Source organism: Cupriavidus basilensis OR16, assembly GCF_000243095.1.
GTDB classification, from domain to species: domain Bacteria; phylum Pseudomonadota; class Gammaproteobacteria; order Burkholderiales; family Burkholderiaceae; genus Cupriavidus; species Cupriavidus basilensis_D.
In genome coordinates, this window is the sequence record NZ_AHJE01000200.1 from 1 (window position 1) to 11,983 (window position 11,983).

Here is an 11,983-nt window from a genome sequence, read left to right on the forward strand (position 1 = left end):
CAGGGCCTGCATGGCGGCGTCGCCGCTGTCGGCGAGGTAGCCCAGCGCCAGGTTGCGCAGCGCACGCTTGCCGGCGGACACCGCTTCCGGGCTATATGCGCCCGGCGTGGCATTGGCTTCGAAGGCAGCCAGCCAGTCGGGCTTGAGCGCGCGCGCCAGTGCCTCGCGCATGAACTGCCGGGCGCGGTGGATGGCGGCCGGATCGGCCACGCCCATGCGCTCGGCAAGGTAGGCCTCGGCCGGCAGCGTCAGTGCCTGCTCGCGGAAGGCGGGGCTGAGCTGCTGGTCATTGAGCACGGTGCGCAGCGCGGCCACCAGCGCCGGGTCGAGCTGAAGCTCGCGGCCGGCCTGGCTATCGGCCACCTGTTGCAGCAGCGCGCGCGTGGTCAGGCGCTGGCCGGCTTCCCAGCGGTTGAACGGATCGCTGTCGTGCGCGAGCAGGAAGGTCAGCTGCGCTTCGCTGTACTTGGCGTCGATGATGACCGGCGCGGAGAAGTCCCGCAGCAGCGACGCCAGCGGCGGCTCGGCGCCGCGCGGCAGGTTGATGAAGCGGAAGGTCTGCTCGGCCTCGGTGAAGTCCAGCACGCGCGTGGTCGCGCCGGGCTGGCTCTCGCCCTCGAGCTGCAGTGGCAGGTCCGTGCCGCTGGCGTCGATCAGGCCCAGTGCAAAGGGAATATGGAAGGGCAGCTTGTCCGGCGTGCCGGGGCGCGTTTCGATGCCGACCTTGGGGCTGGTTTGCGACAGCGTCAGCGCCAGGGTGCCGGTGGCGGCATCCCACGCGGTGCGCACAGCGACCACCGGCGTGCCGGCCTGGCTGTACCAGCGGCCGAACTGCGTCAGGTCGCGGCCGTTGGCGTCGGCCATGGCGGCGCGGAAGTCGTCGCAGGTCACAGCCTGCCCGTCGTGGCGCTGGAAGTACAGGTCCATGCCCTTGCGGAAACCGTCGCGGCCCAGCAAGGTCTGGTACATGCGCACGACCTCGGCGCCTTTCTCGTACACCGTCACGGTGTAGAAGTTGTTGATTTCCTCGTAGCTGTCGGGGCGCACCGGATGCGCCATGGGGCCGGCGTCCTCGGGAAACTGTACCTGGCGCAGCATGCGTACGTCCTCGATGCGCTTGACGGCACGCCCGGACTCCGAGCCCATCATGTCGGCCGAGAATTCCTGGTCGCGGAAGACCGTCAGGCCTTCCTTGAGCGACAGCTGGAACCAGTCGCGGCAGGTCACGCGGTTGCCGGTCCAGTTATGGAAGTACTCGTGCCCGACCACCGATTCGATATTGCCGAAGTCGGCATCGGTGGCGGTTTCGGCATTGGCCAGCACGTACTTGGTGTTGAAGATGTTGAGGCCCTTGTTCTCCATCGCGCCCATGTTGAAGTCGCCCACGGCGACGATCATGAAGCGGTCGAGATCGAGCTCCAGGCCGAAGCGCTGCTCGTCCCAGCGGATCGAGTGGATCAGCGAGTCCATGGCATGGCGCGTCTTGGGCAGGTCCTGCGGCTCCACCCAGACCTGCAGCAGCTTTTCCTTGCCCGAGGCGGACCGGATCCCCTGCTCGATGCATTCCAGCTTGCCGGCCACCAGCGCGAACAGGTAGGCGGGTTTCTTGAACGGGTCTTCCCAGACGGCTTCGTGGCGGCCATCGGGCAGCTCGCGCTCGCTGATCAGGTTGCCGTTGGACAGCAGCACCGGGTAGGCTGCGCGCTGTGCGCGCAGCGTGACCCGGAACGTCGACATCACGTCGGGGCGGTCCAGGTAGTAGGTGATCTTGCGGAATCCCTCGGCTTCGCACTGGGTGAAGAAATTGCCGTTGGAGACGTAGAGGCCGGACAGCGACGTATTGGCGGCCGGCTGGCAGGCGGTGACGATTTCCAGCGTGCCATGCGCGGGCAGGTCGGGCAGGGTCAGGCTGTCGGGCGCCTGCTGCGCGCCTTCCAGCGGCTTGCCGTCGAGGCGGACCCCGAGCAGTTCCAGTGCCTCGCCGGCCAGCACCAGCGGGCCGGGTGCCTGGCGCGTGAAGCGCAGGGTATTGGTGACCACCGTGCGCGCCGGGTCGAGTTCGAGGTTGAGGTCGACGTGCTCAAAAGCGAAGGCCGGCGGAGTATAGTCTTTGCGATGGACGGTAACGGGCGTGTCGGTGCGCAGCATGAAGGAATCCTGTCCTCTGAGGGCCACTTGGGGCGGCATGGTCGCCGTGGGCACGGCAGCGGCGGCGTGGCCGGAAAGCCGGAAGGGCCACCGCCGGGCCGCGTGCCACGGCACTGAAGAACCCATTGTAGCCAAGCGCGGGCGCCCCGGCGCGGGCGCGCGGCGCCGGTGGCGGATCGCGACGGAATTCCGCCGGCCCGGCACGGTCTGAGTCACGCAAGGAACAATGAATCGATGAGGGGCATGATGGCGGGACAATGGTTGGCGAAGCTGGGCAAGCTTGGCAAGGGTTGGTGCCGGAAAGCCGGCGAAGGCTTGCGTGGCGGCCGTTTGATGGCGAGCGCGGCACTGCTCGGCGTGGCGTTGCTGTCCGGTTGCGCCAGCACCGTCACCACGGAGGTGACGGCCTTTGGCCAAGGCAACTGGCAGAACGATCCGCCGCGTACCTATGCGTTCGATCGCACGGCCGGCCAGGAGCCGCAGCTCGAGGACCAGACCTATGAGCAGTGGCTGGCGCAGGCACTCTCCGGGGTAGGCTTCGAGCAAGTGGCCCGGCCGCGGGCGCGCTACCTGGTCAGCATGGAGTACGACAGCAACTCGCGGCTGATGCGGATCCAGGAGACCAGCTACGCCGATCCGTGGTCCCCAGGCTTTTATCCCGGCCCATACTGGGGGCCTTACTACCGCCCCTGGGGCCCGTACGGCTGGGGCGGCCCGGGATACTGGCCGCCGGTGACCACGGTGCGCGATGTGCCGGTCACCCAGTCCACGCTGCGCGTGTACTTCAAGGATGCCGCCACCGGCCGCCGGCTCTACCAGGTCACGGCGAACCACCGTGGCGAGGGTTCGTCCCTGCAGGCGGCGATGCCCTACCTGATCCGCAGCGCCTTCGTGCAGTTCCCGGCGGAGAGCGGCCGGCCCAGGCGGGTGACATTGCCGCTGGACCCGAACGACAAGTAGCAGGCGGCGAGTAGCAAGCAACAAGCAACAAGTCGGAAGCAACAAGCAGGGCATTGCCTGTGCGGCGGTAAAAACTGAATTGCCCGGCAAAAAGCCTCAAAACCACTGGATGCCCCAGTGGGAGGGGCATCGCGCCGGGCTTGGGTGAGCTAGAATGACGGCTCGATTTTTCGGCCCGAGCCGCCAGAGCCCGTCTTTGAAAGCTGCAATGGAAGATTCCGGCAAGCGCGCCGGATACGACCGGCGCGGCCTCGGCGGGCACTGGCTGGGCCACTTCCTGGACGAGCATAATGACCAGCAAGACCGGCGGTGATGCACCGCAACATGCCCCCAATAGTCCTGAAGCGCAATTGCGCCTGGCCGCGCTGGAATACCACCGCAGCCCGACCAAGGGCAAGATCCAGGTAAACGCGACCAAGGCGTTGTCCAACCAGCGTGACCTGTCCCTGGCCTACTCGCCGGGCGTGGCCTACGCCTGCGAGGAGATCGCCAAGGACCCCGCGATGGCTGCCGAGTACACCTCGCGCGGCAACCTGGTGGCAGTGATCACTAACGGCACCGCCGTGCTGGGCATGGGCGACATCGGGCCGCTCGCCGGCAAGCCGGTGATGGAGGGCAAGGGCTGCCTGTTCAAGAAGTTCGCCGGCATCGACGTGTTCGACATCGAGCTCGATGCGCACGACCCGGACAAGATCGTCGAGATCGTGGCCGCGCTGGAACCGACCATCGGTGGCGTGAACCTCGAAGACATCAAGGCGCCCGAGTGCTTCTACATCGAGCAGAAGCTGCGCGAGCGCATGAACATCCCCGTCTTCCACGATGACCAGCATGGCACCGCCATCATCTCGGGCGCGGCGCTGCTCAACGGCCTGAAGGTGGTCGGCAAGGATATCGCCAAGGTCAAGCTGGCGGTTTCGGGCGCTGGCGCCGCGGCCATTGCCTGCCTGGACACCATGGTGAGCCTGGGCGTGACCCGCTCGAACATCTCGGTGGTGGACTCCAAGGGCGTGATCTATGTGGGCCGCGACGCCAACATGGAGCCCAACAAGGCGCGCTACGCGCAAGACACCTCGAACCGCACCCTGGCCGACATCGTCGACGGCGCAGACGTGTTCCTCGGTTGCTCGACCGCCGGCGTGCTGACCGCCGAGATGGTCAAGACCATGGGCGACAAGCCCATCATCCTGGCGCTGGCCAACCCGGAGCCGGAAATCCGCCCGGAAGTGGCCAAGGCCGCGCGCCCGGACTGCATTATCGCCACCGGCCGCTCGGACTACCCGAACCAGGTCAACAACGTGCTGTGCTTCCCGTACATCTTCCGTGGCGCGCTCGATTGCGGCGCCACCAAGATCACGGAAGCCATGAAGCTGGCCTGCGTCAAGGCCATCGCCGACCTGGCCGAAGCCGAGCTGAACGACGCCGTGGCCGCCGCCTACGGTGGCCAGGAACTGAAGTTCGGCCCCGACTACATCATCCCGACGCCGTTCGACCAGCGCCTGATCGAGAAGATCGCGCCGGCCGTGGCCAAGGCCGCTGAGGAGTCCGGCGTGGCCACCCGTCCGATCAAGGACCTGGAAGCCTACCGCCAGCAGCTCACCCAGTACGTCTACCACACCGGCCTGATCATGAAGCCGGTGTTCACGGCCGCCAAGGCCGCGCCCAAGCGCGTGGTCTATGCCGAGGGCGAAGAAGAGCGCGTGCTGCGCGCGGTGCAGGTGATCGTCGATGAAAAGCTGGCCAACCCGATCCTGATCGGCCGTCCGGCTGTCATTGCTCACCGCATCGAGCGCTTTGGCCTGCGCCTGCGCGGCGGCATCGATTTCACCGTGGTCAACCCGGAACACGACGCGCGCTTCCGCGACTACTCCGAGGCGTACTTCAAGATGATGGCCCGCCAGGGTGTCACCCAGCAGTACGCCAAGCTGGAAATGCGCCGCCGCACCACGCTGATCGGTGCGATGCTGGTCAAGCAGGGCGAGGCCGATGGCATGATCTGCGGCACGGTCAGCACGACGGCCGCGCACCTGCGCTACATCGACCAGATCCTGGGTGGCACCAACGAGGTCTACGCCGCGATGAACGGGCTGGTCCTGCCGGGCCGCCAGATCTTCCTGGTCGACACGCACGTCAATATCGATCCGACCGCCCACCAGTTGGCCGAGATCACCCTGATGGCAGCCGAAGAGCTCAAGCGCTTCGGCATCGTTCCCAAGGTGGCGCTGGTGTCGCACTCGAACTTCGGCACGTCCGAAGCGCCGTCCGCGCAGAAGATGCGCGAAACGCTGGCGATCCTGCGCGAGCGCGCCCCGGAACTCGAGGTGGACGGCGAAATGCACGGCGACTGCGCGCTGGACCCGAAGCTGCGCGACACGCTGGTGCCGGACGGCACCCTCAAGGGCGAAGCCAACCTGCTGGTGTGCCCGAACATCGACGCCGCCAACATCGCCTACAACCTGCTCAAGGTCGCGGCGGGCAACAATGTGGCGATCGGGCCGATCCTGCTCGGCGTGAAGGCGCCGGTCCACATCCTGACGCCGTCGGCTACGGTGCGGCGTATCGTCAACATGACGTCGCTGGTGGTGGTGGATGCGGCAGCCAAGCGCTAAACCGCTGTCAATCTAGAAAAGCCGGGCTTGCCCGGCTTTTTTATTGTCTTTCTGCCGCCGCCGTTGTGCCGTCAGTGTGTGCACACATTTTCTTAACATGTTGAAACAATTGAGGTTTTCCACACTGCCCGGGGGCGGGGATTGATTATTTATAAGCATGCGCGTAACCTTATGCCTTTGAAGTACGCGCTCGTTACACGCGCGACGAAACTGTCGATTTACGCGCAGGCCGTCCGGGACGCGCGCAAAATGGGCAGTTTAGGTGGCGCGGCAACCGCGCAACGGCGCCGGGATCATTTTGTTGGTGTCCTCAAATCAAGACAAGCAACGTGGGTTCCCAGATTCCTTTGACGCAGCGCGCATCGCAATGGATTTCAGTCGCCGGTCTGGCGCGAGTGGCAAGCCGGGTCTTGGCAGGCGCGGCGTTGTCGTGCGCGCTGGCCCAGCCGGCGCTGGCACGCCAGGCTCCCGATGACAGCACGGGAACCATCGCGGTACAACAACTGCCCAACGAGGCACAGTCCACATTGGAGCGGATCGAAGCGGGTGGCCCGTTTCCCTACGCCAAGGATGGCTCGAGGTTCGGCAACTACGAGCGCGTCCTGCCGCAAAGGTCGCGCAATTACTACCGCGAATACACGGTGAAGACAAATAGCCGAAATCGAGGAGCACGACGGATCGTATGTGGCGGTGATCAACGCGCCACCAACGACTGTTACTACACGGACGACCATTACAACAGTTTCAAACGGATAGCCAAATGATGACTGACATTTTCGGATTGGGCGACGCCCTTGCCGCCCGCGAAGAGCGCGGCGCCGGAGATGGCTGGCAGCGGGCCCAGACCCAGGCCCAGAATCTTTACGACAACGTGTTGACGATGCCCCGCAACGAGCTCTCGCAACAACCGCCGCTCGCACCCGTTCCCGCAGCCGGCACTGACGGCAGCCAAGAGGGAGCCATGACCCTGTTCAAGACGGTGCGTCCAAACATCGTCCAGTCGATCCGCGCCTTTCGCGTGCCCGAACTAGCTCAGGCCGCGGCGGAGCTGGGCCAGCATTTCCTGTATGCGAACTGCGCGCATTGCCAGAGCAAGGCGGAAGTGCTGGAAACCATCGCCATCAACTTCCTCTTTCCCAAGCATTTCGGCAAGAATTTCGATGCGCTGGCCGATTGCCTGACCGACCTGATTCACAAGGCGGGCGCGCAGCCCGGCTTCGTGATCGTGCTCGAAGGCCTGCCGATTGCGCAGAAGTTCGACAAGGAAGGGCGCGAGGTCTTGCTCGATGTGTTCCGCGACGCGGCCGAGTTCTGGGCCGAGCGCAAGGTGCAGTTCCGCGTGTTCTACTCCTTCGCCTGAGCGCCAGCCGCCGGCAGGGAAGACAGCAAGATAAAAAAGGCCCGCTAGCCAGCGGGCCTTTTGCTTTGCCGGCAGGGCGCGGGGTTACGCCGCCGGCGGTACCTGGCCTTGCGGTGTCAGCTGGTCGATCAGCTCCGGCAGCCCTTCGCTGAGATGGGCTGCGACATCGTCCTGGGACAGGCCCGTCTTTTCGGCCAGGCTCTCCAGCGCGCCAGTGCCGCCCAGTGCGCTGGCCAGTGCGGACGGCGAGACCGCCTGGTTGGCGCCGGTGCCGATCCACGAGTTGACCTGCTCGCCCAGGCCGGCCTGGGCAAGAACCTGCTGCAAGGCCCCGATGCCACCGGCCGCAGCGCCCAGCGCGGGCGCGCCACCGGCCTGGCCCTGGCCGCCCAGCAGCCCGCCGAGCAATCCGCCCAGATCCAGGCCGCCTGGCGCGCCACCGGCTGCGCCGCCGCCCAACAGCCCGCCGAGCAGTCCGCCAAGGCCGCCGAGGCCCCCCGCACCTGCCGAGGCCGGATCCTGGGCGCCGCTGCTGCTGTCTGCGCCCTGATGGCGCATGGCCAGCATGGCCAGCAGCCCCAGCGCCATCATCATCTTCGGGTTCAAGCCGCCAGCGCCAGCTTCGCCGCTGCCGCGCTGCCCGAGCACTCCGCCCAGCACGCTATCGAGTAGTCCCATGATCGACTCCTTCCGGTGAGTGTGGCGCCGGGCCGGGATGGCCCGGGTGCCGTCAAAATCCGCCCAGTACCGCGTTGAGCGTGGCCAGGCAAGCCAGCCCGGCCGTTTCTGTACGCAAGATGCGCGGCCCGAGTGACACGCCCGTGAAACCGGCGCGCAGCGCCGCGGCTTCCTCGTCCGGCGCCAGCCCGCCTTCGGGCCCGATCAGCAGCGTCACGCCACAGTCGAGCAGCGCATTGCGCTGCTCGGTGGCAAACGAGACCAGCGATTGCAAGGCACGCGGCGATACCAGCAGCCGTGCGCTCCTGGATGTTGCCGGACTCGCTTGCTGGCCCAGCCACGATTCCAAGTTAGCGACCGGCGCGACCTCCGGCAAGCGATTGCGGCCACATTGCTCGCAGGCCGCCTGGACCAGCGCTTGCCAATGCGCCTGGCGCTTTTGCGCCCGCTCCGCCGAGAGCCGGACCACCGAGCGCGCCGCCTGCAGCGGCTGGATGGCGGCAACGCCAAGCTCGACGGATTTCTCGATCAGCCAGTCCATCTTGTCGCCGCCCGCCAGCCCTTGCGCCAGCGTGACGCGCAAGGGTGTTTCGGCCTCGAAGGGATCGTGGCCACCGATCCGCGCCATGGCATTGCGCTTGCCGATCTCGACCAGGGTGGCGGCATGGCTGCCGCCGCGCCCGTCGAACAGGGTGATGTCGTCGCCCGGATTGAGCCGCAGCACCTGGACGTGGCGCACCACGGCTTCGGGCAGCGCCACGTCGGTCTCGGCGGTCAAAGTGGAGTCAATGAAAAAACGAGGGGGCATCAGGCGGATCCGTCCTCGTTCTTGCCGGCGGCTTTCTCCACCGGCTTGCCGAAGCCCCAGCGGTAGCCGTCGGGATCTTCGACCATGCAGTAGCGGTCGCCCCAGAACTGGTCGGCGGGCGCCATCAGGCTGAGCGCACCGGCGGCGACAGCGCGCGCGTGCATGGCGTCGACGTCATCGCAGTAGACGTAGAACGTCTGCGGGCATTCGACGCCGAGAGAGCGGGGCGAGCGCGCGGTGCTGCCCCAGGCGCCTTCGGGCGCGAACATCACGACGAGTTCGCCCTGGTAGTGCATCTCGGCATGGGTCGGCACACCGTTTTCGTCGACCACGTTCCCCGCGCTGAAACCGAAGGCGCGGTGGTAGAAGTCGAGCGCGCTGCGCCCGTTGCCTACCGTCAGGTAGGGGGTGAGCCAGGGGGTGTTGGCCGGTCTTGTCATGATCGTCTCCTGGTTACGGGAAGCCGCGCGGGGCTTGCCGTGGCGGCAAGACTCGCGGTGCGAATGAGCATCTTACGCGGGTGCGCCGGTGCTGTCGAAAAGCGCCTGCAGGTGCAGGGGCAGGGCGAACAAGGCTGGATGGAGCGCGGCGTGGTAGCAGCGCAGTTTGCGATCGAGCTTCCAGGCGCGCAGCCGCTCGTCGAGTTGCGCGGGGTCGGCGCCGCGTACGTCCAGGCTGTCGCTGGCCAGCGCGATGGCCCATTGCGCGCCATAGACGGGGATGAAGGCGGTGATGGGCTGGACTTGCGCAAAACACTGCCGCAAGCGCGCGCCGAGTACGCGGGCCGAATCGGGGCGGTGCTCCGGCGGCCCCAGGTGCACGGATAGCGCACCGCCCGGCGCCAGGCAGCGCCGGGCGGTTTGCAGTCCATGCGCGGAGAAGAGCGCCGCCGCGGGGCTGCCGTCGTCGGCTTCGGTCAAATCGAATACGATCAGGTCGAACTGCCGCCCCGCGCGGCCAAAGGCTTCCATCAGGCCGAGGGCATCGCCGATGGCGAGATGGACCCGGGGATCGTCGAAGGCACCCTGGTGGATGCCCTTCAGCCAGGTCCGGGCCAGCGTCACGACATCGGGGTCGAGTTCGGCCACCACCACCTCGCGCATGAAGGGCAGGCGCAGCAATTCGTGCGCCGAGCCGCCGTCGCCGCCGCCAACCACCAGCGCCGAGCGCGCCGCGCCATGGGCCACGGCCATGGGGTGCACCATCAGCTCATGCTGGATGAAGGCGTCCGCTTCCGCGCTCATGATGCGGCCATCGAGGCGGAAGATCCGGCCAAAGCGGGGATGCTCGCCAATCTCGATTTGCTGGTACGGCGAGCGCACCGCCGCCAGCAGTTGAATCTGGCCCAAGGTGGTGCCAACGCCGGGGGAAAGCCATTCGGTCCATTGCAGATGGCCGCCAGGCGGGGCCGCCCGGTGCCCGAACTCCCCCCTTTGATCTGGTAAAATTGCGCTTTTCCCGCCGCCAGGTTCCCGCCGCATGTCTCACCTCGCTCATCCCGCCGCCAGTCCGCACGCTTCGCAGCCCGTCCAACTCATGGCCAACGCCATCCGCGTCCTGGCCATGGACGCCGTCCAGCAGGCCAATTCAGGCCACCCCGGCATGCCGATGGGCATGGCGGATATCGCGGTGGCGCTGTGGGGCCGTCATCTGAAGCATAACCCGAGCAACCCCAAGTGGGCTGACCGCGACCGCTTCGTGCTGTCCAACGGCCACGGCTCGATGCTGCTTTACGCGCTGCTGCACCTGACTGGCTACGACCTGCCCCTGGCCGAGCTGAAGAACTTCCGCCAGATGCACAGCAAGACGGCTGGCCACCCGGAATACGGCATCACCCCGGGCGTGGAAACCACCACGGGCCCGCTGGGCCAGGGCCTGACCAACGCGGTCGGCATGGCGCTGGCCGAACGCCTGCTGGGCGAAGAATTCAATCGCCCCGGCTTCGACATCGTCAATCACCACACCTATGTGTTCCTGGGCGACGGCTGCTTGATGGAAGGCATCAGCCACGAGGCCTGCTCGCTGGCCGGCACGCTCAAGCTGAACAAGCTGGTCGCGCTGTGGGACGACAACGGCATCTCGATCGACGGCGACGTGGTGAACTGGTTCGCCGACGACACCCCGAAGCGTTTCGAAGCCTACGGCTGGAATGTGATCCGCGCGGTGGATGGCCATGACGCCGCCGCCGTCGACGCGGCCATCGCCGAGGCCAAGTTCAGCGACCGCCCGACCCTGATCTGCTGCCGTACCCTGATCGGCAAGGGCGCGCCCAACAAGGAAGGCGGTCACGATGTGCACGGTGCGCCTCTTGGTGGCGCCGAGATCCTGGCCACGCGCGAGGCACTGGGCTGGGCCCACGCCCCGTTCGAGCTGCCGCCAGAGGTCTACACAGCCTGGGATGCCAAGGCACGCGGCGGTTCGCTGGAAAAGGCCTGGACGGCGTTGTTCGAAGCCTACGCCGAGCGCTTCCCGTACGAAGCCGGTGAATTCCAGCGCCGCATGCGCGGCGAGCTGCCCGGCGCGTTCGACGCCGCCGTTGACGCATTCCTGGCCAAGTGCGAAGAAAAGGCGGAAACCATCGCCACCCGCAAGGCCAGCCAGAACACCATCGAGGCGCTGGCGCCGGTGCTGCCGGAATTCCTGGGCGGCTCGGCCGACCTGACCGGCTCCAACCTGACCAACTGGTCGGGCAGCAAGGCCGTGCGCGGCGATGCGTGGGGCAACCACATCAACTACGGCGTGCGCGAGTTCGGCATGAGCGCCATCATGAATGGCATCACGCTGCATGGTGGCTACATTCCTTACGGCGGCACGTTCCTGACGTTCTCCGACTACAGCCGCAATGCCCTGCGCATGGCGGCGTTGATGAAGATCCGCACGCTGTACGTGTTCACCCACGACTCCATCGGCCTGGGTGAAGATGGTCCGACCCACCAGTCGATCGAGCACGTTGCCAGCCTGCGCCTGATCCCCAACATGGACGTGTGGCGTACTGCCGATACCACCGAGACCGCGGTGGCCTGGGCCCAGGCCGTGCGCCGCGAGAACGGCCCGAGCTGCCTGATCTTCAGCCGCCAGAACTTGCCGTTCCAGAAGCGTGACGACACCACCCGCGCCAATATCGCGCGCGGCGGCTATGTGTTGCGCGACGGCACCAACGCCAAGACGGGCCGTCCGGACGCGGTGATCCTCGCCACTGGCTCGGAAGTCGGCCTGGCCGTGGGCGCCGCCGACCAACTGGCCGCTGATGGCGTGCACGTGCGCGTGGTCTCGGTGCCGGCAACCACGGTATTCGACAAGCAGGACGCCGCCTACAAGGCTTCGGTGCTGCCGGCCGGCGTGCCGCGCGTGGCGGTCGAGGCAGGCGTGACGGACTTCTGGTGGAAGTACCAGGTCCAGGCCGTGGTGGGTATCGACACCTTC

General features: G+C 66.7%; 10 protein-coding genes. 5 read left to right on the top strand and 5 right to left on the bottom strand.

Going from position 1 to position 11,983, the window contains the following annotated elements; genetic code table 11:
• Positions 1–2,148: aminopeptidase N (gene pepN, locus OR16_RS37870; RefSeq protein ID WP_006164563.1), on the bottom strand; the 2,148-nt coding region annotated here is incomplete at its 3' end.
• 333 nt (positions 2,149–2,481) lie between these two features.
• On the opposite strand from pepN, the gene OR16_RS37875 reads away from it, so the two are divergent.
• The 4 genes from OR16_RS37875 (at position 2,482) to OR16_RS37890 (ending at position 7,074) form a co-directional block, all read left to right on the top strand.
• Positions 2,482–3,108: a DUF4136 domain-containing protein gene (locus OR16_RS37875; protein WP_043422823.1), complete on the top strand. Its 627-nt coding sequence runs from the start codon at positions 2,482–2,484 to the stop codon at positions 3,106–3,108.
• A gap of 290 nt (positions 3,109–3,398) precedes the next feature.
• A complete protein-coding gene (locus tag OR16_RS37880) occupies positions 3,399–5,714 on the top strand; it encodes an NADP-dependent malic enzyme (RefSeq protein WP_006164566.1) in 2,316 nt (771 codons plus the stop codon).
• 347 nt (positions 5,715–6,061) lie between these two features.
• A complete protein-coding gene (locus tag OR16_RS37885; protein ID WP_423739716.1) occupies positions 6,062–6,478 on the top strand; it encodes a ribonuclease in 417 nt (138 codons plus the stop codon).
• Complete coding sequence (locus tag OR16_RS37890) at positions 6,475–7,074, top strand: barstar family protein (protein WP_006164569.1); 600 nt, start codon at positions 6,475–6,477, stop codon at positions 7,072–7,074. Before OR16_RS37885 ends, OR16_RS37890 begins: the two co-directional genes overlap by 4 nt.
• A gap of 84 nt (positions 7,075–7,158) precedes the next feature.
• Here the strand turns inward: OR16_RS37890 and OR16_RS37895 are convergent, their stop codons facing one another.
• The 4 genes from OR16_RS37895 to OR16_RS37910 all read right to left on the bottom strand — a co-directional run bounded on the left by OR16_RS37895 (position 7,159) and on the right by OR16_RS37910 (position 10,041).
• A complete protein-coding gene (locus OR16_RS37895) occupies positions 7,159–7,752 on the bottom strand; it encodes a YidB family protein (protein WP_006164570.1) in 594 nt (197 codons plus the stop codon).
• Positions 7,753–7,804: 52 nt separating this feature from the next.
• Complete coding sequence (locus tag OR16_RS37900) at positions 7,805–8,560, bottom strand: 16S rRNA (uracil(1498)-N(3))-methyltransferase (protein WP_006164571.1); 756 nt, start codon at positions 8,558–8,560, stop codon at positions 7,805–7,807.
• Entirely contained in the window at positions 8,560–9,000 is a 441-nt protein-coding gene (locus OR16_RS37905; protein ID WP_006164572.1) for a VOC family protein, read from the bottom strand. The genes OR16_RS37900 and OR16_RS37905 overlap by 1 nt, the downstream gene beginning before the upstream one ends.
• 72 nt (positions 9,001–9,072) lie before the next feature.
• On the bottom strand, positions 9,073–10,041 hold the full coding sequence (locus tag OR16_RS37910; protein ID WP_081489017.1) for a spermidine synthase: 969 nt from the start codon (positions 10,039–10,041) through the stop codon (positions 9,073–9,075).
• Between OR16_RS37910 and tkt the strand changes: the two genes are divergently transcribed.
• Positions 10,040–11,983, top strand: a 1,944-nt coding sequence (tkt, locus tag OR16_RS37915) for a transketolase (RefSeq protein WP_043422828.1), incomplete at its 3' end; no start/stop codon positions are given. The genes OR16_RS37910 and tkt overlap by 2 nt on opposite strands.

What these genes read in the sequence shown, in the direction of transcription:
- OR16_RS37875 (WP_043422823.1), top strand. Translation starts at nt 2,482, where the DNA reads ATGGCGAGCGCGGCACTGCTCGGCGTGGCGTTGCTGTCCGGTTGCGCC.
- OR16_RS37880 (WP_006164566.1), top strand. Translation starts at nt 3,399, where the DNA reads ATGACCAGCAAGACCGGCGGTGATGCACCGCAACATGCCCCCAATAGT.
- OR16_RS37890 (WP_006164569.1), top strand. Translation starts at nt 6,475, where the DNA reads ATGATGACTGACATTTTCGGATTGGGCGACGCCCTTGCCGCCCGCGAA.
- OR16_RS37895 (WP_006164570.1), bottom strand. Translation starts at nt 7,752, where the DNA reads ATGGGACTACTCGATAGCGTGCTGGGCGGAGTGCTCGGGCAGCGCGGC.
- OR16_RS37900 (WP_006164571.1), bottom strand. Translation starts at nt 8,560, where the DNA reads ATGCCCCCTCGTTTTTTCATTGACTCCACTTTGACCGCCGAGACCGAC.
- OR16_RS37905 (WP_006164572.1), bottom strand. Translation starts at nt 9,000, where the DNA reads ATGACAAGACCGGCCAACACCCCCTGGCTCACCCCCTACCTGACGGTA.
- OR16_RS37910 (WP_081489017.1), bottom strand. Translation starts at nt 10,041, where the DNA reads ATGCGGCGGGAACCTGGCGGCGGGAAAAGCGCAATTTTACCAGATCAA.